Source organism: Marinigracilibium pacificum (assembly GCF_012926615.1).
GTDB classification, from domain to species: Bacteria; Bacteroidota; Bacteroidia; order Cytophagales; family Cyclobacteriaceae; genus Mangrovivirga; species Mangrovivirga pacifica.
In genome coordinates this window covers 1-20,702 of the sequence record NZ_JABBNU010000015.1, presented here as the reverse complement: position 1 = coordinate 20,702, position 20,702 = coordinate 1, and the positions used below count along the sequence as shown (strand labels likewise).

Genomic DNA, 20,702 nt, shown 5'->3' with positions numbered 1-20,702 from the left:
ATAAATCAATATTGAACCAAGAAATTATTAATTTTCAACGTCATTAACATACCTGACACTAAAACCGCAACCTTTATTTCCTTTGTCCCAACCTATTTTTCCATTTGTTAATCCGATTAGGCGTTCATAAGCTCGCTCATTATCGAATTCGGTATCACACCAAAAATTAGCATGTTGGTTTTTGAAATTAAATTTGCCATAATCAGTCATCCAACCACCAAATACAATATTGAATCCGGTATAACCACTAACTTTTAAAAGATTAGCTTCATTATTTGTTCCTCTCCATGTCTTTTGTTTTATATCGTCTTCATCGATTCCAAGATATTTTTCCAATTCTTTCCATTCTTCATCTGTAGGTAAGTGCCACCCATCCGGAGCTAATTCCTTGGCTGATTGCCAATTGTATAATGCGCCAAATTCTCTGTATTCTAAGGTGTTTTTTGCATCTGAAATACTTTGGCCATTATAATTATATACCCAAACACCATAATTAGCAGAATCAGGAGGACATATATATGGTAGGTAAGCAAAGTTTTCGGCAAACCAAGTCTGATTTCCAATTTTTACAGTCTGAAAACTATGGTTGTCTCTTGAGTCTATAAATTCATTAAATTCAATTGACATGCTTTGCTTGTCTAAATTTGATAATGAAAAAAGACTCAGCATGCCAATTGCAATGAAAAAAATAAATATGATTCTCTTCATTTTATTTTTGAGTAATTCGACCTCCATTTGAAATATTTGATTCAACTTGTGGTAATCCTTCGTATATTATTTCTCCTCCATTGTTAATATTTCCTCTTAATTCATTTTCGACATATGTAGAAATTTTCCCTCCTGAGTTTATAACAGCTATTAGTGAATTAATATTAATTTTAGATATGTCAACATTTCCTCCATTATTAATTAAACATTTAAAGGAATCTGCTTCCGGAAATCCCTCTCTAACTGTGATTATTCCGCCATTGTTTTGCTCAATTTCATTTAAAGAGGATGTTCCAATAATGATATCAGGAGTACAACTACTATCATTAATAATTATTTCTAATGTTCCTGATGAAACATTACTTTTTATATTTTTAGTACAAGATTCACTTCCGGAAATTTCCAGAGTAGGTGTTTTGGAATAATATATGTAAACATTGCCTCCTCCTGTAATGGAAATTTTGTCAAAGGCTTCGATGTCATTTTTTTCGGCAGGGGAGTTATCTTTTAAAATGAATGACATAGTAATAACACATGCCATAAATAGGAATAATGGAATAAATTTAATCATGTTTCGGTAGCATTTATTTGTTGTGTACCATTAACATGCAATTATTTGGCCAATCAGATAATATTGCCTTGGTTCCATTAATAGGTATTTCACTAATTGAGGAATATCCGAAAATGAACAAATAGTCGTTCAGAACTGAACAAATTAATAAGATGATTTTGTCCCTGAAATTATGGGGTAGAATGTTACCCTAACCACATTAATTTTTTGGTTTAGTTTGATCGGTTTTCAAGATATTTATCAATCATTCTTTTAGTAAGGGTAATTTCTTCTAGGGCAATATTTAATTCATAAAGGTTACCATATTTAATTTCTTTGGAATAATCCAGTAGCCTTTGGAAATCATCATCACTTTTTAGTGTCTCAAAATTTTTCGGATGGTATATTCTGGTTGGAGAAAGCTTATTCCTACTTGAATCAAATTTAATTTCTTTGAAATATCCTTGAAGCTGGGTGTTTAAATATTCATAGGTCAATTTTTCAGCAGTTTCTTCGCGTTCCTTTAAAAATGAATATTGAGTTTCATAGAGGTTTGTTATTGATTGCCTGATTGAATCTACTTTGATAATTTGAAATCCGATAGAAGATAGATGTTTATATCCACTACTTTTGAGCGTATATGTTGGGTTGAAGGTAATACGGCCAAAACGCATAAGTAATGTATCTGTTAATTGTTGATTTGAATCGAGTGATTCTTCAATAGCCTGGATATTTTTAATACTCATTTTATTTAACCTGACATCATTTTCAAGAGATAGAAGGTCATTGCCAAGGTTTTCAGAAATCTCCTTTAATATATTTATTTCCATTGCAGAGTCTTTCCAGTTTTCTTTCCAATTATTGATACCGAGAGCAATCAGAATACCAATGACTACAAGAAATATTTCACCAACGGCATATATCAGGTATTTGGTAAACTTATTTTCTGAAAGTAGTTTTTCTCTTATTTTCCTGAGGAATTTCATAGTTTATGTTGGTATTGGCAATAATAGATAGTTAATATAATTCAGGAAATTGTCTGATCCAAAAGGAAGAAGTATTTGGTAATAATAATGGGTAAAAAGTATTTAGATTTTAATACAATAATCAACTGGTTGTTATACTAGAGGGGTACAATAAGTAACAGGGTTAATTGATAGAAATTTTATAAGGATAAGCCCTATATTGTTAATCGGTTCGTGACTAGTAAAAGTACTATAATAGAAAAGGACAAAATTTTTAAAAGGAGAAATACTTTTAAAAATTAAACTTTAATGGCAACATGTTAAGGAATAACAAACAGCTCCAATAGTTTAGCTAAAGGAGCCGTTTATTCAGTTTCTTACCATTTGTACACTAAAGAAAATTGAACTGAGGAGTTAGAAATCCCATAATAAAAACTAGAACTTTTATTGATGCTTACAGGTTCATCAGAATTGTGATTCTCTGTTTTTCCTTTACTATATGAAACACCTGGTAATATTTCTGCCCCGATCAGAAAGTCATCTCCGAGTAAATAATTAAATCCAACTATGAAATTTATTCCAGTACAATAATTGATCATTTTTGTAGAATTATTATAAAGGTGATGTTCTGTTTTTAATTTAGAATACCCAAATGAAAGATCCGCTCCATATCTCAAATCGAGTTTTTCAACTATATTTTTACGAAACTCTTTTCCTACACTAACACCAAATCCTATGCGACTGTTGGAATCATCATTATTATCGTTTGAGGTTTTTTGATTAATTCCAGAGATGAATAAAGAATTAAATCTCCATAGTGATTTGTTAGTTCCAGTTCTGTAGGTAAATCCAAAATTATCCAGATTGCTAAAAACTAATCCAATTTCTTTTTGCTTAACAGATTCTTGTGCCGTCAAAACATAAGACATAGAGAGGCACAGTAAAATCAAAAATGATTTTCTCACTTTAAAAAGGTTTATATGGTTAATAGAAAAATTTAAATAGGACGTCCTGACGATATTTTATCAATTTTCGCGCCAAAATAAGTTTTTTAACTTGTTTTAACGTTTTTAAAATATTAAAATCTACTAAGGATTTTTGTTTTGGTGAGTTGGGAAATGTTCTTCTAAAAAACTGTAAACCAGGTCAAAGTGATTTAAGGGAGCCGTATGTCCACCATCTAACATTATATGCGAATAATAGTAGTTAAAGTTATTTTTTTGTAATCGGCTTATAATTTGGTCTGACATCTCCGGAGCAGGCCATTCTTTATCAAGTTTGCCTGACAAAACCAAAATTGGCCCATTGATATTTTCTACCTGAATTTCTGCATTTTTTACTGCTTTTTTATCTTCTAGAATCATGCTATGAGCAGTATATAAATCACCTTTAATTGCTGGTAATATAGTTTTAAATGGAGCCGGAACATAAGGAACTTCTTTGTTTTTGTACATCCATGAAGATGTATTTGCAGACCAGGTTATAGCTGGAAAGCTAACGTTTGATGTTGACAATGCGATTACTCCTTTTATATCATCAAACCTACTTGCTAAATTCAATGCTAGTTCACCACCTCTTGACCCTCCTAATAATATGATTCTTTCAGCATCTATCTTTGGATGACTTGCAACAGATATTATGGTATCTCTGATAGCATCTAACGAAATACGATCTAAATACTGCTGTGTTTCATAAGCATTAAAATAACCAACTGCAAGAACTGCATATCCCATTTGATTAAGCGTGTCTCTTTTCCCTTTTAAATAATTCCTTATCCAATCGTTTCCTCCTCCGCCACCTCCGAAAGCTACAATTAAAGGTTGCTTTTTTGAATTCCCTAGATATAGTTTAGAATCAACTACTCCATGTTTATCAGAAAGTTCAGGCGTATAAGTAAATAAATAAATTAGTCCGGAAGCAAATAAAATGAAGGTGAGTGTAAATATGATTGTTCTTTTCATTCTGAATTAGGTTAAGAACCAAAGTTATTGACTGTTCCTTCAATTTCTTTTGACCTATATCAAAAAATCATTTTTCTGCTCTAATTCTACTCAATGTTTCCTGGGTAATACCCAAATAAGAAGCGACCATGCCTAAAGGGATTCTTGGATATATATCGGCATAAACCTTTTTAAAGTGTGAATATCTTTCTTTTGCGGAGGTAAATCGCATTGATGTAATTCTCTCTAAAAAGTGCCCGAAAACATTACCCATAGATAATCGGGCATATCGTTCCATAGTGGGGTAGTGGTCAAAAAGAAAAACCAGATCATTAACATTTAGGGTAAATACATCGGTTTCTTCAATAGCATCGATATAGTAAATATCTTTCGTTCGTTGCATAAAGCTTTTTGGAGAGTTTACCCATTCATTAGCCCCACTAAAATATTCACTGATTTCCTTTCCGTCTTTCACGAAAAACGTTCTTAGAATTCCTTTTTGAATAAAATGACTTTCAGTACAAATCTTATTAGCATCAAAAACCAACTGTCCTTTCTTGAAAGTTACAGGCTTTACTCTATTAATGATTTCTACTTTTAAATCATCTGAAAGATCGATGTATGATTCAAAATGATCAATTAAAAGTTCTAATTTATTACTATGCATTACTGAATTATTTGCGCTAATAGGTGATAATATTTTAGTTTGGTTGATTGTTTATAGCCTCCTTAAATTGTTTTCGATAAGTACGTCCAATATTTAGTTGAATGTTATCTACCATTACTTCAGAATATGAGTATTCCTTTAATCTGTTTTTATTGATAATGAAAGAGCGGTGGATTCTAATAAACATATCGGGAAGCATGCTTTCTACGGCACTGATTTTTTCCTTACTTGTTATTGATTCATTTTCAGTATGAACATTTATATAATCACTAAAGCTTTCAATATATACGATATCATCATATGGGATTTTTACCTTTTTTCTATTTGAAATTAATTCCAGAACCTGAACTTCCATTTTTTCTTTTTCAATCATAAGTTCCTGTATGATATTCTGGTGTTCCTTGATTTGAAGACTCATTAAAAGGAAGGATCCTACAAATACCAGTAGATATAACATTGCTGCCATTAAAAAGATATTGGTGATATTGGGTCCCAGTCCTTCAAAATTGAAGTTCCCCAGATATATATAGGAAAACATAATTACAAAAAGCTCAAGATAGAGCGATACTACAATTGTATAAAATGTATATAGTCCAAACCAGAAATATTTCTTTTTCATAAAATACCTGGGCACAAGTACGTAGTTAAAGAAGTAGGACGTGCCAAGAACGATTGGTAAAAGCATGCTGATAAAGAAAAAAGCAGCGATATTATTTTTCCAGGAGAGTCCAAATACAAGGGTTAAAACAACAATAACCAGTATCCAATAGAAAAAGTGATATTTGGGATTAGAAAAACTTTTGGTCATTTATTCTTTTTTCTCAAATTTACTATACAAAATAGAGATACCTAATTAAAGTCGACGAATGACATAGTTAGAACCGGATTCGGCCTTGATACGAACCTGGTTTCGGCATTACTTTGTTCTATATGTTTAACTATTAATTTTCTAATTATGAAAGATTTGTTTTTTGCCGGCGGGCCAGTTTTTATGGGGTTTCTCTCAATCATAATGATAGGTATGGTTGTATGGAATATCATTTATTTTGTGCGCAATTATTTCAACGAGGGCTCTGATGAAAAATCACTCAGAAAAATCGGATATGGTAAATCTATTGGACTTTTTGCTTTAATCATTGGTATTTTGGGACAGTTAATGGGGATGTATGATGCCTTTTCATTTATTGAATCTACATCTGGTGTTACTCCAGCATTAGTGTATAGTGGGATTAAAGTATCAATGATTACTACTCTCTATGGACTTTTTATTTATTTACTATCGCTGATATTATGGTTTATAGCAAGTAATCTTTTAGAAAAGAAACTTGCTTAATATGAAATGATTTGTGATTTAGATTTGTTTAAAGAGTTAATTAAATCACATAAGATAATAAATTGATTAAGGGCTCTGACTAAAGTTATTTTCAATTTTAGTTGGAGCTTTTTTGTTAGGTAGCTTAATTACAAAGAACAAATTATTCTGATCCTTTAAATCCATTTTAGGGTTTAACTCTTCCCCTTCCGGAAAAAATGTTTTAATAACTAGAGGTAAGGCAGGGATTCATAACGGATTAATGTTTTTAGATTCTACTCAATTTTTAGATCATCGATCCAAAATTCTCCTGGTTTCAATAGGTTAATTTCTATGCGTAACCATTCACCCTTTGGAACACTAACATTGCATTCATAGAATTCCCAATTGTTAATTTGTTCATCTGATTTTATGAGGTTCTTCATACTTCCACTCTTATCTGAAACACCTCCTGCTTTAACACTAAATTCTGTGCCTTTATTCATTACCCAAAAGCTCAATTTATATTGACCCTCTGTCATATTATTATACTCTTTGGTTAACCCTGGAGATCGCCAACCTTCAATACCAGCGCATGATTTTATATCAAATTTTAAGGATTGGTTGCCTTCCTTTTTATATTTTGAATCAAGAATTATTTTGAAATTTCCTTCAGGAACAGTTTTGGGGGTATAAAGTAACCAATTCGCAGGGATTCCATTTTTTGATACTTCAAAACCACCATTAATACCTGCATTTTTATCAGTATAACTTTCGCTCATTTGTGTGCAACCAATGAAAATTAAACTTATGGTCAGGATTAAATGAAACTGGGTTTTCATTTTCAGTTAATTTTATTAATGCTTGCTGTTATCTTTGATCCAGTTAGTAACAACATCTAGTGCAATAGGGGAGAAAGTCTGTTCGATAATTGAAAACTCATCTACCAATCCAGATTCAGATTCTTGAAACATATGGTTTAGGCCTGAGATTTCTCTTATAGCAAAACTTGTGTTTTCTCCTTGCTCTAATGCCTGCCTAATAGCACCCAGATTCTCTTTTGGAAGAATTTGCTTATCATTTCTACCGTTAATAGCTAATACAGGACACTCCACATTTCTTAAGCTGGCACTAGGGTCTGACTTTAATATCCTTTGAAACCATGGTGCTGAAAATGTTCCAACCATTAGGTCAAGATCTTCGGCTTTCAATCCTTTAGGAAATTGTGCAGGGTTTGTTTTCAATTGATTTTGTAGAGAATCAGTTAAGGCAATTTTGCTTTCATCCAAATTATCACTTTTCATGATGACCTCAAAAATGCCTTTCAAAAGGATAGTTTCCTTATTTATTTCGGTTGGACTTTTTCCGGCTTGCTTGTTTGATTTTTCAGTCCGAAGTAAAATCATATCATAACCCGTTAATCCAGGTGCTGCCATTAATATGATAAATCCTACATCCTGAGATTTTTCAGCCGTCATAGCTGCAATCAGACCTCCTTCACTATGGCCTATTAATCCAATTTTATTGCTATTGATGTCCTTTCTAGCTTTTAGGTAGTCAAAAGCGCTTAAAACATCACTGATTCGGTCATTGTAAGCTGCAGTTTTATATTTACCTTCGGAATTCCCAACACCCCTGTCGTCAAATCTTAGTACACCAATACCGTTTTTTGTCAGATGGTCAGCGATTACTAAAAAAGGTTTGTGTCCTGCTATATCTTCGTCTCTAGTATGAGGACTACTACCTGAAATCAGTATAACAGTCTGGAAATCAGTTTTATTTTTTGGAAGGGTCAATGTTCCTGATAGCGTTATATCTGCCTTTTGATTATGAAATGTCACATCTTCTGACAGATATGGATATGGCTTTTGTGGTTCCTGAGGCCTTTTGAAATTCTTGGTCTCCTGTGCTATTGTTGATATTATAGCTAAGAATGATATAATTAATAATATTAAGTTTCTCATTAGGCCTTCTTTATATAGCTGAATTTCATTTAGTTTCAGTGAAATAACTAGCTCATTTAACAATAATTTGGTTCAAACAAATGAACAATGGATATATCTTGAAATTGGATTATTGAATTGATGAGTATAAGCTTCAATAAATTTGAGAATAAGCGGGTTTACTGATAGTTTAATCTCTTACCAAATTAGAATTTTCAGAAGTATTAAATTGCTTATACCAATTAATAAATCCACGAATATTTATAATTAAAAAAACAGCATTTCCAATAGCAGTCCCTAAACTATTCATGAGAACCAAACCTAAATAAATCCAGACTATATTAGAAACAGCAAATACTATGAATCCCCATTGGTTTTTGTTGCCCAGCATATAGACTGCGAGGAGGCTTAAGGATATGCCCAACCAGTCAATTAAATAGTATTCAAATATGTTATCCATTGTTATGTGTAGTGTGTTGAGATTATAAAAAGTGTGGTCTGGTGTGAATCACTTATCTTTCTCTGGGATCGATATTTAAGTTCTTTTCTAAATATTTATTCTCTACAACCGGCTTTAATACTTTATCCGTTTTTGGTGGATGTTTTATGAGTTGTGCTTTTGGTCTTGTGGGTCTTTTTTCAAATCCACCACCACAGTTTGGGCATACATTTTTTAAGACATTATCAACACAGTCTTTACAAAAAGTACATTCATAGGTGCATATCATTGCTTCATCACTTTCATTCGGCAGGGTTTTATCGCAGTTTTCACAGTTAAGTCTAATCTCGAGCATAGTATTTAATTTGTAATTTTTATATTCAAGTTCACTCTATTTCCACAATTAAAGCCTGATAAGGCTCAAGTTCTATTGCTTGTTTTTCCTTGAAAGGATCTGTTTTGTAATTGTTTATCATAGTTCTTCCATTCGAAATGGTATTGGGCAGTGTAGCTATTGCTATTTGATCTGAAAAGTTTAGTAGAACAAGAATTTTGTCATCTTTTAGCTCTTCTGTGTACGCATTAATCTCACTATTGTCTTTCAGAATTAAATCATAATTTTCATACACCAAAATGAGGTTTGCCTTGAAAAGCTTTTTTGTAGAATAATGGTTATACTTTTCTATTGATTGGCAAAAAGAGTACTTAAGATAATATGTTGGGTTTCTACTATGAGAATACTTATGATACAAAGTTAAGATCAAAACAACCTACTTAATAGTCGGTTGTTTTGATTTGGCTTTATTCTATTTTTAAAACTAAAAATGAAAGAAATATAGAAATAGAGTTTATATGTTATTTATTTCCATAACTACAGAGACATAATCACGATACCCTATATTATCCATATATAAAATGTTCGGTTTGTTATTAGCTGTAACATATGGCATTAATTTAGGAAGTCCTTTTGCAGCTTTTTTGGCCAGGTCAATGATACTGTCTGCGAGACCAGTTTTACACAAGACAGCATCTTTAGCATCTTGTGTTAATGTCCAGGAAAGTAAAAAATAATCATTTGCATACAAATTCATTTTTTCGACCTGGTCGCTTATCATTTTGCCTAGGCTATCTGTATTTGAGTATTTGTTGATTGCATTCAAAGATTCATAAGGATAAAATCCCTGGTTAGCATATGAGCCAAGGTCGATACCATTTGCTTCTACAATTACTACAACTGCAGCGGAACCATTTCCGATAAATGTATTAAGCGTTTGATTCATAACTAGATCAGGCAGATCTCCAGGTATGGAGAACAGGCATTTAAGGTTCACTTTCAAGATTTCAAATAGAGCATCCCATTCTGATTGATTTAAATCGCGATAGCCGTCATTAGTGTTTTTTGCATGAGAAAGATTTAAAATGATAAGTTCATCTGAGCTTTCTGTAAAAATATTTATGTCGGATATGATATCTGTAATGCTTTCTCCATTAGCACCAAGCCATAAACCTCCGGTTTCTGAATAATGGCCGGTATAATAAGATCCTCCGGTTGCGATACATGGTCTGATATCAAAATATCTTGCGCCATATTGTAACTGATCTGCTACTCCGTACTTTTGTGTTAATGTATTACAATCTAAAGCTCCAAATGTGCCACCTACTGTGCGCTTATACATTCCCGAGTCGTGAGATCCAGTGATACATATGTCGGCTAACCGCTTATTTCCTAATAAGGATATGTTGTCCTGCATCCAGTTGGGGTAAGTAGTTGATTTGGTTGTTGACTTAACTGTTGTTTTTCCCATGATTTAGTTTTTTTTAGTGTAGGGTTAATCTTTTGTAGAAGATAGATAATTTTTTCATTATATCTAACTGAAAAACAGTCGGTTATTGATTTAAATATGTGGTGTTAGTTTGTGAGAAATCTTTTAAGATGAAAAGGGTCGTTTTTGGAGCTTATAGGGTTGTGCAGAAAGTCTTATGATGCAATATCCTGACTAAATATTTATTGATATAAGTGGAATTTGATTTTTTGGTAGGTCTTTATGGAAATAAACCTTTTTAAATCTTTAAAACACGGATTTTTAAACAGCCTGAACGGTAGTTAGACTCAGGGTTGGGAGCATTGAATCAATACTTTATTTTGCTATCTCACTTATGAGATTTGAATAATTATGCCAAGTAATCCAATCAATAAACTCAGAGGTGAAAATAACTTTGTATCCCATTTAGCAAATTCAGTATTTTTTATTTTTTTGAAGAACCCAACATATTTAAATTCCCCAATAGCACGAAGAATGAAAATCGAAGGAATTATCCACCCGCCATATTCTGTAACCCAATTGGGTAAATGAATATTTATAAGACCTGAATCTGTAAAATAAAACAGTCCGAAAGCTGTCAAGCCAATTCCGACGATTGCACTTTCAAGTCTTTTCGGGTTTAATACTCTTTCCCCTTTTTCATTTGTAGGTAATGAAGCTGAAAATCCAAATTCACCTCCTAATACCCAATTAAAATGAATAATTCCTAGGCTAAGGAAGATAATGCTTAGGGTGATTGATAGTATCATTTTTAATTTGTTGATATATAAGTTATATCGGACTTTCTATCGGGTGATTAATGATTAAGCTGAATAGCTTCCATATTTGGGTAAGTTAACTAATGGAAGTGAGTAGTCAAACTATTTGAAGCTACATTAGGTATGAAGTTTTGTAGGATTAAGATAAAGTTGAAATATTAATTCCCAATAATTTCCATGTTTCCATTCTGAATAATAATTCCCTGATTATCATTTAATCTATGTAAAGGTTTATCAGATAGGGATTCAAAATTTTCAATTTTTGCAGCTAGTTCCGGAACTTGACTTGTGAATTCAGTGTAGTGAGGAAAAATGTAAAAGTCGTATAAACCAATACATGAGAGTTCTTTTAAATTAATTTCGTTGAAACCTAATAAAGAATCCACATGATTCATTAATGATAAATTGGGACCAAGTAACAAAGATCCTGCACTATAACCCATTAGAATTTTATCCTTAAACATTAGTGATTCAAGAGTTTTATGAGCACCACTTTTATTAACCTCATTAAGAAGCAGAAATGGATTGCCTCCGAGTATGTAAATGATGTCAAATCGTGAAAGTTCCCTGTGAGAGGTTTTCATTAGATCAAACAACTCTATTTTGGTTGAGTCAAATCCCATTTTAGTAAATTGAATTTTTACCTTTTCTGTTTTCTTATATTTTTTTTGAATTGTTGAGCTCGCATTTACAATTACTGCAACTGAGTTCAATTGAGGTTCCTTTTCAAGAAGATTTAAAAATTCTCTTTCCAGAGTGTCAGTTGTTAATCCTTTTGATAGCAAAAACAATTTTGAATTGGCTTCCAGGTCTATTTTATTCTCAACTTTCTCCTGATCTTTAGCATTATTCATACTGCAAGAACTGACTGATAGCATTATAACTGCTGAAAATATAGCGATATGGAGAGTGCTTGATTTCATTTAGTTAATAATGAGCCCTTATGATTTGCCTTTGATAGAATTATTACAATACTTAAGGGTATAATTTTTTCAACCAAGATATTTGAAGTGAAGTAATTAAGTGAAATTTTATTTGCTGTAACATTAAGCTTTATTCAGGTTTTGAATATTCTATTAGTTCCTCGACATAGACAAAATCACCTTGGTTTTGGGTAAGCTTAATAAACGTTTTTACTTCCGGGGCATATAACCACACCTCCTCTTCATCTGCGTTATAGCCTCTTGAATTAGTTATTTTACCAGTATATTTAATTGTGTAGGCCATAAATGTTCCGGCTTCCACGGTTTCCTCCTGATATGACAAAACCTCCGCATCCTGATTTTGACTTCCGGTTGTTCCATCTTGACTTGTCCAATTGTTTACAAATTTCCACTTTTTACCTACTTCAAGAGGCCAGTCGTACTTAGGCGTTTCACTTTCATCGGGCTTAACAATATCAGCAACAGGAATGGTATCGTTTCCAATTGTCATACCTAAAACTCCATCTACACTGATTATTTCTCTTGTGTCTTCTCCTTCCGAGCGTACTTCTCCTTCAGTTGTTACACCCTTATATTTCCAAACCCATTTTTCACCAATTTGATAATCAGCAAGAGTAGGTTGGTTGGCCATATCAGGCTGATTGTTACAAGCACAAAGTACCAAGAATGCAATAAATACTATGGTTTGGATTTTCATATTTAGATAAATTTTGGATTTTACTTCGTTCCAAAGTCTTTTATTTAACTTGTTCTGAGCATTTTTTCTTTTATATTATTTGGGATTTTCCCATTAAATATTGCCTATGTTTCTTCTTTTGGATTTGAATACATAAATAACGTTAATCCATTTTCAAAGTAAATTTTTATACCGCATACAGTTCCTGGAACTCCTTGTCCACTAATTCAGAAAATCCCGTTAAATCCAGGTCAGCATAGTTATTAAATCATTAAATGTTACTGTTTCATTAGTAGTTGCAATATGAATCCAATTCTCAATTTCTAAATAAAGAACAATGATTTTGTCAATAAATTCACCATTTAGGAAGAACGGTTGCTATAATTCACTTTTTTATTTCTTAGCTATTTGCTTTTCTAATATTTCTACTCCTTTTCACATTTTGATGCTCTCTAACAAAGGAATTACAATCTAAATTTAAATCTTTTACCACCTAAATAAATCGTTGTTATTTTTGTTAATATTTATTTTTGTTGACCAAAGTTGTCGTTTCCAACTAAAATTTATTATGAAATATGAAAATTTCACTGAAAGAGAGAATGTATTAGCATAACCATAATAAACCCGGAAACAGCTATTATGCCAGTCATTATAGTCCAGGTTTTAAAAGTTTGTTTCTCTGTTATTCCTAGCAGCTCCTTTACCATCCAAAAGCCACTATCGTTTACATGCGACATAAACGTGCCACCTGCAGCAATAGCAATCACCAGGCATGCCAGACTAAAGCTACTTGTATCATCCATAATTAATGGTGAAACTAATCCGGCAGCAGTAATCATCGCTACCGTAGATGATCCTTGCATTATTCTAATCAAAAGAGCTACAATAAATGCAAAAATCAAAACTGGAAAACCTATCTCAGATAAATTATTGGCTAGCATTTCACCGGCACCCGTATTTACTAAAACCTGCTTAAATACACCGCCAGCTCCTGTGATTAAAATAATCAAGCCAGCAGGACCCAATGATTTGGTACTGATATCCAGTAATTCTTCTTTAGTGAAACCTAATTTGATCCCTAATAAATACCATGCTACAATATTAGCTATGATTAATGCTGCAAAGGGGTGTCCTATTAAGGTTATAGCTTTACTAAATGCCTGGTTTGATACAGGTAGTAATCCGCTACTATTAAAAGTACTAAGGAGAATTAGAAAGATCGGAATACCAATGATTACTAATATGGTATAAATATTGGGCTGTTTTTTGTTGTTTTCCTCGCTAACTGAATTATTAATATTAGATAAAGCTGGTAATCCGATAAAAATCTTGTTGCCAATAAATTTACCATAAAGTATACCTCCAATGATTGCTGAGGGCAAGCCAACAAGTCCTCCAATTAAAATAACCCAACCTAAATCAGCACCAATAATATCGGCTACAGCAATTGGACCCGGGGTTGGTGGCATAAATGCATGGGTTACTGCCAGACCAGCTAAAAGTGGAAGTGCAAAAACTAACAATGATTTACCGGTCTGCTTATGCAACGCATAGATCATGGGTACTAACAATATAAAACCAACCTCAAAAAATACAGGTATAGCGATTATAAATCCTGCCACTGCCATGGCTCCGGAAGCATTTTTAACTCCAAATTTCTTTATCAGGAAATCAGCAACGATTTTGGCTCCTCCAGAATGCTCAAGAATGGCTCCAAACATTGCGCCAAGTCCAACAACCGTAGCAACGAAACCCAAGGTGTTGGCCATGCCCTGGTTTATGGTATCCATAATCGCAATTGGCTCAAGTCCCGCCAGCACACCAACAGTAATACTTGCAATTAGTAGTGAGGGAAAAGCATGTAGTTTTACTTTAAGTATTAAAATCAATAATACGGCTATCCCTGTAAAAACTGCTAAAAGTAAATTGTAATCCATATTCAAGTTGATTTTACCATTCTGTGTGATGAGAGCTGCCTGTTTTATCATCCACTCTTTGATAAGTATGAGCGCCAAAATAATCTCTTTGTGCCTGTATCAGGTTAGCGGGTGAATTGGCCTGTGAAATTCCATTTAGATAATTAATAGACTCACTCAAACAATGGACAGGCAAGTTGCTTTCTATGCATCTGGCTACCACCTTTGTAAGAGAAGGTTTTAAATTTTTAATTGAAGAAATTATCTCTGTATTGAGAATTAGCTCATCCTCATTCCTAAGAATATCCACCAGTTTTTCCATTAGCGAAGACCTTATAATACATCCATTAGTCCATATCCTGGCAATTTCGCTTAAATCAAGTGACCAATTGTATGATTTTGAGGCTTCCTTAAGTAGTTTAAAACCTTGTATATGATTAATGATTCTACCTAATTGATAGGCTTCTAAAATGATATCATCATTGATGTTGATAGTATTTATTTCGGAAGGCACAATACTCTCCATCCTTATTCTTTCATCTTTAAATGCAGATATATATCTGGCAAATAATGAGCCTGCGATAAGCGTAGATGGTATTCCTAATTTTGCAGAGGCAATTGTTGTCCAGTTCCCGGTACCTTTATTGCCAGCTTTATCCAGAATTTTGTCAATAAGGAAGTGATCTCCTTCTTTTTTTCGTAAAATATCAATAGTGATCTCCAGTAAATAGCTTTGCATTTCTGCTTCGGATTCAGAAAGGATATTAGCAATTTCATTAGGCGTGTAGCCTTTAGTTTTGAATATTTGATATAACTCAGCCAGTAACTGCATCTCAGCATATTCAATACCATTATGCACCATTTTTGTGAAATGTCCGCTACCCGATTTCCCAATATAAGTACAGCAAGCATTACCACTTTTATCTTTAGCTGCAATTTTTTCCAGATATGTCTTTACTTCTTGAAAGGCTTTCCGATTACCTCCAGGCATAATCGACGGTCCTTCTAAAGCACCTTTTTCTCCACCCGAAACTCCGCAACCTATAAAACTGATACCTTTTTCAGATAAGATTTTTTCTCTTTCGGAAGTGTCTTCATAGTGGGAGTTGCCACCATCAATAATGATGTCATTTTTTGCCAGATAAGGCGTTAATTCCTTGATGACATTATCAATTGCCGGTCCGGCATTTACCATCAGAAATATTTTCCGGGGTTGCTGCAGGGAGCTTACAAAGTTAGGTATTTCATCAAATGCCAATGCATTATCCAGTTCTTTAAACTGTCTTTTGAAATTTATAGCAATATTTTCTTCCTTCCAGGGAACATGTCTGTTATACATTGATATTGTTACTCCTTTTGAAGCAAAATTACGACATAGGCTTTTGCCCATGACTCCCAGGCCAATTAAACCGAATTCAGCCTGGTCTTTAAAACGCTGAATGATCATTTCTGTTAATATTTCCGGAGGGTGTTCTATATTTAGAGTGAATGCATTTTCTGGTATTTCCAGGGTGTCAAATTGAGATTGAAGTAAACCGGATGGCATAAAATGCCCTTTTCTTTCTTTTAATCGTTCTGAAATTAGTGTAAAGCTTCCCTCTAGATAAATCCATTGAGGAGGATTACTTAACCCACCTTCCAGTAAGTTTCTATACTTTCCTTTTAAGGCAGAACATGCGATAACACACCCTGATTTCTGTGCCTGATCTTTAGCTAAAACATTAAGACTTTTAAGCCAACCTTCCCTGTCCATATCATTTAATGGTTGACCATCAGCCATCTTTTTTATATTTTGGTCAGGATGATAATCGTCTCCATCAAAAAAAGGAAGTCCCAATTTTTTGGCCAAAAGCTCACCAATGGTTGTTTTGCCAACACCAGATACACCCATTATGATATAAATCCGGGAAATTGTATTTGTCATTTATAGAATTTTTTCAGACCAATATTTTCATATCTCCTGGAATTGCTGGCAACTGTTTTCAATACTTAAAATTTCCAATGATTATAATTCTTAATCTTATTAATAAGGCTTAATGAATTTGATATTACAGTTATTGATCAATAAAGGAGTTTATGGCAATAAGTAAATTGGTTATTAAAAAAGTGGTTCATTTATTACTTACCAAATTTTTAATGATATTTTTTGATCCGTTATCAATTTAACCTTTTAGCCGTGTTAATTATAATCCCTTTTTAGGCATGATTGAATAGGTAGTTATTAAAAAGTCTACTTTTAAAGCAGGGGAGATGGTTTTTGGGGTTTAAATTTATGAATAGACATTTAAAAGTATTTTTGTCCCACGTGTTGCAGGTTCGAACGAAAGCCTGGCCAAATAAAAAGATTATAGTAATGTTAATAATTCTGAGTGATCCAGCGCTTGAGCTGACTTTAAAGCCGACATAACTTCATTAATACTGTTACCTGCTTTATTTTTTTATAGATCCGTTTTGTATCCATCCTTTAGTAATGACTTTACCATGATATTCGCCAAATAACCATCCATTATTTTTGTCAGAAATAAAAATCAGATCATTTTCAATTACGTATGAATTTGATTTATTCTCATAGCTTGGTTGACTATAGAAATATGTTTTCTCTTTAATTATTTCAATAGATGTCCAGTTTTTTTCGGTATCTAAGGGAAAACTAAATCCAGAATATTCAGCCCCTTGAATCACCCTCCAACAATCTGCATCAAATGCATCTGATAATTTTAGGGTGATTTGGTCATTTTTTCCATAAATTTTCCCTTTAACAGGTTCAATTCTAACTGGGAAATCAGATATACTACCTAATGTGATATTGAAGGTGTCATTTTCTAATTTTCCTTTAAAATAGAATCTACAATCCCAATTACCACTTCTATTAATCGAATTTTGAAAATACCCAGAAATTGAATCACTTTCTTCATCGACTGCAATTTTCAAAGTTCCATAACCATATACTCCAGATTTTATTTGGTTGGAATTTTGAGAAAAAGTTGTCCAATAAATGGAAATGAATATTACTAATATTAATTGCTGTTTCATCTCTTATTCTGAGTGACGGTCTTGTATAAACGTTAGTTACGGGTTAAAATGTGTTTTTTTTTGGTTTAGCACTGACGCTCTCAATTACTAGAGGATTCGGGCGTAGTCGAATCCGACGTAATTGCAGTTATAAAATGGTTTAGTCAGTTTTTTATTCGTTTTCAATTCCAAATTCCGCCCAGTTTAGCACATTAAATTCATTTCTCAGGAAATTAGAAAAGTCCGATTTATTAAACATTAATTCAATATTATTTTCGGCTCGTTTATAAGTCACAATCCAAAGTGAGCATATTCGGTCAGTTAATTCGATTGATTCCGTAACAGAGTTTTTTTTGTCCACTATATGTCCACTAATTTCGATTCTATATGAATTTTCAAACTTTTCATATTTTGAAATTTCATATCCGTTTTTATGATTTAGAGTTTTGCAAATCAGTTCCGCAAATTTTTTTCCTTTTTCAATAGATTTTTGGTTTTCTGTTACTAAAGTCAATCGGAATTTTGTCATTTCTTAAATTGGCTACTACATTACCTTATTGAGTTTGGGGCGGATTATCGTGCCGATTTCGCGTCCGATAGGCCAGTGAAATCCAGCGAGAATCCGGCGCTTGAGGTGACTCTACAGCCGCCATAACTGCATACATGTTGTTGGTAAAATGTTATTTTAATTTAATTCCACTCCATAAAGTAGATAAACTAATAATTATTAATCCAATATTCGATATATTAAATTCTTTATCATTAGTGATTTTGAAAATTGTTAAACCGATTAATATAATTGTAAGTGAAATCATAATAATGAATCCACTCTTTGATTCTCCGAAAGAATTTTTTCTTATAATTTTTTCATCTCCATAAGTAATTAGTTTTTTATCTAAATGCTGAGCTAACTTTATAAAGTCTTCAGAATTAATGAAAGTACTATTTGCACTTAATCTAAATACCGATCCATCAACTAGTTTGAGTTTAATGGAAGCTCCCTTCATCCAATTAATTCTGTACCATAAGATTTTTGAGTATTCTATTTCATTATTATTCCACTTAAGGCTTTTATTAGATACTAAAAAATCAGCTTTTTTGATAATTCTCTTTTTTAATAGAATATAGAATATAATAGATCCAGATAAAGAAATAATTAAACTGAAAATAGAATCAGAAAGAAATATAGAAAAGGCTCTAAGTAGCAGAAAAAATAGGATAAATGTTGAAATTAAAAGCCCAAATAATTCTATTGGTTTAGAATACTCAACATTATTAAATTGTTTCATTACTGATTTTCTAATTTTTACCAACGTCAAGGCTAAGCGGCGAACACCATCCCTCGGGGTGGGGTATGACGATTAGCTACTGTGTGTGCCTTGAATGGCGAATATAACTCATGAATGTGAGTGTTCCAAAGGGTGAAAGTCCCGGATGCGCTGGGGTGACTCCTGGAAGCAAAGCAAGTGGCAAGGTTGTCAGAAGTGATTCTGGAACTGAAGTAAGCCAGACTGCGGTGTCTGTACAGACGGACAGAAACTACATATAGAGGCCATTAGGTTGGATGAGGTAGCACATCATACTGAAGTCCAAAGCCCGGAAAGGGAAATACCGAAATGGTAGATGTAGCAGGAATAGGCACAAGGATATTCGTCTTACCGAGGGAGATCTCAAGCTATTATAGTTTGAGAAGTCAGCAGAAGCCATAGTACCAATGGGCAAATGAGCTGTCACCTAAACGGATAACGACAGAGGGCTCACAAAGTTGGGAAGGGCTGAATATTAGGTAGTCTGAAATTCGGTTAGGAATGATGGTTTTTAAGCTACATAGCCTAACCTTAAACTAAGACAAAGCTGTAGCTGGTGTAAAGAGCGGTTACAGTATGCTTAATAAACCGCCGTATACGAGACACCCGTACGTACGGTGGTGTGAGAGGCGCACTGGCAGTCAATGGACTGTCAGCCGCCTACTCGATTGGCAGTATGTGCTTTTCTTTTTTTAGTTCGTGTTTTTTAGTGTGAAACTACTTTCAGTCCTAGAATTGAGGCAATTAAAGTCGTAATGAAAAATAGTCGCCAAAAGGTTGCTGGTTCTTTAAATACTAGAATTCCAATTAGAACTGTCCCAACTGCACCAATTCCTGTCCAAACTGCGTAAGCTGTTCCAATCGGCAATTCTTGAGTCGCTTTTATAAGTAAAAACATACTAATAGCTAAACAAATCACAAATCCAACATACCAATATGTAGATTCAGTTCCTGTTGCTTCTTTAGCTTTTCCCAAGCAAGCAGCAAATGCGACTTCAAAGAGTCCGGCAATTATTAATATTATCCAATTCATTTGTTCTAATTTTAAATCGTTTTTATGGTTTTAGTCTGTTTTGCATTACTGCCAACGGCCAGCTAAAATCCGTAGACTGGACATAAGTAAATATCGGGTAAGTATCGTACCCTCACAACATTGGCAAATACTTCAGTAAGTCTATGGATTTTTAGCATCTGTGTGTGCCCAGCATGGGCAGTTTTTTTTTGGTGTTGAATATACCATAATATTCCAGAGGGTGCAAGTCCCTTACAGGCGAGTTGGTGAAGCCTGTTAGTAAGTCGCAAGCTGGTTTACCGTGAGGTATGCAGTGAAGGAAGCGAGACTACAAAATCCGGTACTGACGTACAGAAACGACATACAGAGGCCTGATTAGGAGGGTAAGTAAGCACATCTTTGCAAAGCCCGTAACCAACAATCCTTACTAGGTAGATGTCGCAGGAATCGGAGGAAGGAATCTGCTCTTACCTGGGGAGATCTCAAACAATATTAGTTTGAGAAGTCAGCAGGACCTGTACCGCTCTGCGGTAAGCCATAGTACCAATAGGCAAATGAGCTGTCACCGAAACGGATAACGACAGAGGACTCACAAAGTTGGGAAGGGCTGAACGTCAAACGAGTCTTAATTCGTGTTGGAATGCCAGTAAACTGGTATAGCCTTCACTTAAGCGGACAAGATTAACACTTAATGATAGAGAAAGTACTACATGCAAAGAACCTGACAAAAGCCTACCACCAAGTGGTAAGT

The 20,702-nt window shown here is 33.5% G+C and carries 24 protein-coding genes; 2 read left to right on the top strand and 22 right to left on the bottom strand.

Annotated elements, in window-relative coordinates:
• Positions 1-27: 27 nt before the first annotated feature.
• The 7 genes from HH304_RS19880 to HH304_RS19850 all read right to left on the bottom strand — a co-directional run bounded on the left by HH304_RS19880 (position 28) and on the right by HH304_RS19850 (position 5,638).
• A complete protein-coding gene (locus tag HH304_RS19880; protein ID WP_169685046.1) occupies positions 28-708 on the bottom strand; it encodes a fibrobacter succinogenes major paralogous domain-containing protein in 681 nt (226 codons plus the stop codon).
• Between the two features lies 1 nt (position 709).
• Positions 710-1,279, bottom strand: a complete 570-nt coding sequence (locus HH304_RS19875) for a GIN domain-containing protein (RefSeq protein ID WP_169685045.1) — start codon at positions 1,277-1,279, stop codon at positions 710-712.
• Between the two features lie 212 nt (positions 1,280-1,491).
• On the bottom strand, positions 1,492-2,244 hold the full coding sequence (locus tag HH304_RS19870; protein ID WP_169685024.1) for a DUF6090 family protein: 753 nt from the start codon (positions 2,242-2,244) through the stop codon (positions 1,492-1,494).
• 356 nt (positions 2,245-2,600) lie between these two features.
• A complete protein-coding gene (locus HH304_RS19865) occupies positions 2,601-3,188 on the bottom strand; it encodes a hypothetical protein (RefSeq protein ID WP_169685044.1) in 588 nt (195 codons plus the stop codon).
• 123 nt (positions 3,189-3,311) lie between these two features.
• Positions 3,312-4,184 (bottom strand): alpha/beta hydrolase family protein, encoded by an 873-nt coding sequence (locus tag HH304_RS19860; RefSeq protein ID WP_169685043.1) that lies wholly within the window; start codon positions 4,182-4,184, stop codon positions 3,312-3,314.
• A 67-nt stretch (positions 4,185-4,251) separates the two neighbouring features.
• Positions 4,252-4,830 carry a Crp/Fnr family transcriptional regulator gene (locus HH304_RS19855; RefSeq protein ID WP_169685042.1) on the bottom strand — a complete coding sequence of 193 codons (579 nt, stop codon included), beginning with the start codon at positions 4,828-4,830 and terminating at the stop codon, positions 4,252-4,254.
• A 34-nt stretch (positions 4,831-4,864) separates the two neighbouring features.
• Positions 4,865-5,638: a LytR/AlgR family response regulator transcription factor gene (locus HH304_RS19850; protein ID WP_169685041.1), complete on the bottom strand. Its 774-nt coding sequence runs from the start codon at positions 5,636-5,638 to the stop codon at positions 4,865-4,867.
• Positions 5,639-5,785: 147 nt separating this feature from the next.
• Here HH304_RS19850 and HH304_RS19845 point away from each other — a divergent pair, with 147 nt between their 5' ends.
• Positions 5,786-6,163, top strand: a complete 378-nt coding sequence (locus HH304_RS19845; RefSeq protein ID WP_169685040.1) for a MotA/TolQ/ExbB proton channel family protein — start codon at positions 5,786-5,788, stop codon at positions 6,161-6,163.
• 254 nt (positions 6,164-6,417) lie between these two features.
• Here HH304_RS19845 and HH304_RS19840 read toward each other — a convergent pair whose 3' ends face one another.
• The 14 genes from HH304_RS19840 to HH304_RS19775 form a co-directional block, all read right to left on the bottom strand.
• Positions 6,418-6,963 carry a hypothetical protein gene (locus HH304_RS19840; protein WP_169685039.1) on the bottom strand — a complete coding sequence of 182 codons (546 nt, stop codon included), beginning with the start codon at positions 6,961-6,963 and terminating at the stop codon, positions 6,418-6,420.
• 15 nt (positions 6,964-6,978) lie between these two features.
• Positions 6,979-8,085: an alpha/beta hydrolase family protein gene (locus tag HH304_RS19835; protein ID WP_169685038.1), complete on the bottom strand. Its 1,107-nt coding sequence runs from the start codon at positions 8,083-8,085 to the stop codon at positions 6,979-6,981.
• Between the two features lie 169 nt (positions 8,086-8,254).
• Complete coding sequence (locus tag HH304_RS19830; RefSeq protein WP_169685037.1) at positions 8,255-8,524, bottom strand: nicotinamide mononucleotide transporter; 270 nt, start codon at positions 8,522-8,524, stop codon at positions 8,255-8,257.
• 52 nt (positions 8,525-8,576) lie between these two features.
• Positions 8,577-8,858, bottom strand: coding sequence for a DUF1272 domain-containing protein (locus HH304_RS19825; protein WP_169685036.1), 282 nt, complete (start codon positions 8,856-8,858; stop codon positions 8,577-8,579).
• Between the two features lie 31 nt (positions 8,859-8,889).
• The gene (locus tag HH304_RS19820; protein ID WP_169685035.1) at positions 8,890-9,255 is read right to left on the bottom strand and encodes an alpha-glucosidase C-terminal domain-containing protein; all 366 of its coding nucleotides are present in this window, start codon (positions 9,253-9,255) and stop codon (positions 8,890-8,892) included.
• Positions 9,256-9,351: 96 nt separating this feature from the next.
• The gene (locus tag HH304_RS19815; protein ID WP_169685034.1) at positions 9,352-10,308 is read right to left on the bottom strand and encodes a PI-PLC domain-containing protein; all 957 of its coding nucleotides are present in this window, start codon (positions 10,306-10,308) and stop codon (positions 9,352-9,354) included.
• A gap of 350 nt (positions 10,309-10,658) precedes the next feature.
• Positions 10,659-11,075 carry a DUF3995 domain-containing protein gene (locus HH304_RS19810; RefSeq protein ID WP_169685033.1) on the bottom strand — a complete coding sequence of 139 codons (417 nt, stop codon included), beginning with the start codon at positions 11,073-11,075 and terminating at the stop codon, positions 10,659-10,661.
• 167 nt (positions 11,076-11,242) lie between these two features.
• The gene (locus tag HH304_RS19805; protein WP_271711707.1) at positions 11,243-11,938 is read right to left on the bottom strand and encodes a Type 1 glutamine amidotransferase-like domain-containing protein; all 696 of its coding nucleotides are present in this window, start codon (positions 11,936-11,938) and stop codon (positions 11,243-11,245) included.
• A gap of 199 nt (positions 11,939-12,137) precedes the next feature.
• Positions 12,138-12,725 (bottom strand): hypothetical protein, encoded by a 588-nt coding sequence (locus HH304_RS19800; protein WP_169685031.1) that lies wholly within the window; start codon positions 12,723-12,725, stop codon positions 12,138-12,140.
• 563 nt (positions 12,726-13,288) lie between these two features.
• On the bottom strand, positions 13,289-14,641 hold the full coding sequence (locus HH304_RS19795) for a GntP family permease (protein ID WP_169685030.1): 1,353 nt from the start codon (positions 14,639-14,641) through the stop codon (positions 13,289-13,291).
• A 13-nt stretch (positions 14,642-14,654) separates the two neighbouring features.
• On the bottom strand, positions 14,655-16,544 hold the full coding sequence (gene gndA, locus HH304_RS19790; RefSeq protein WP_271711706.1) for an NADP-dependent phosphogluconate dehydrogenase: 1,890 nt from the start codon (positions 16,542-16,544) through the stop codon (positions 14,655-14,657).
• 506 nt (positions 16,545-17,050) lie between these two features.
• Positions 17,051-17,653, bottom strand: coding sequence for a hypothetical protein (locus HH304_RS19785; protein ID WP_169685029.1), 603 nt, complete (start codon positions 17,651-17,653; stop codon positions 17,051-17,053).
• 151 nt (positions 17,654-17,804) lie between these two features.
• A complete protein-coding gene (locus HH304_RS19780; protein ID WP_169685028.1) occupies positions 17,805-18,161 on the bottom strand; it encodes a hypothetical protein in 357 nt (118 codons plus the stop codon).
• A 151-nt stretch (positions 18,162-18,312) separates the two neighbouring features.
• Positions 18,313-18,921 (bottom strand): hypothetical protein, encoded by a 609-nt coding sequence (locus HH304_RS19775; RefSeq protein ID WP_169685027.1) that lies wholly within the window; start codon positions 18,919-18,921, stop codon positions 18,313-18,315.
• 116 nt (positions 18,922-19,037) lie between these two features.
• Here HH304_RS19775 and HH304_RS19770 point away from each other — a divergent pair, with 116 nt between their 5' ends.
• Positions 19,038-19,181 (top strand): hypothetical protein, encoded by a 144-nt coding sequence (locus HH304_RS19770; RefSeq protein ID WP_169685026.1) that lies wholly within the window; start codon positions 19,038-19,040, stop codon positions 19,179-19,181.
• 464 nt (positions 19,182-19,645) lie between these two features.
• On the opposite strand, the gene HH304_RS19765 is transcribed toward HH304_RS19770, so the two are convergent.
• Positions 19,646-19,972, bottom strand: a complete 327-nt coding sequence (locus HH304_RS19765; RefSeq protein WP_169685025.1) for a DMT family transporter — start codon at positions 19,970-19,972, stop codon at positions 19,646-19,648.
• Positions 19,973-20,702: the final 730 nt, after the last annotated feature.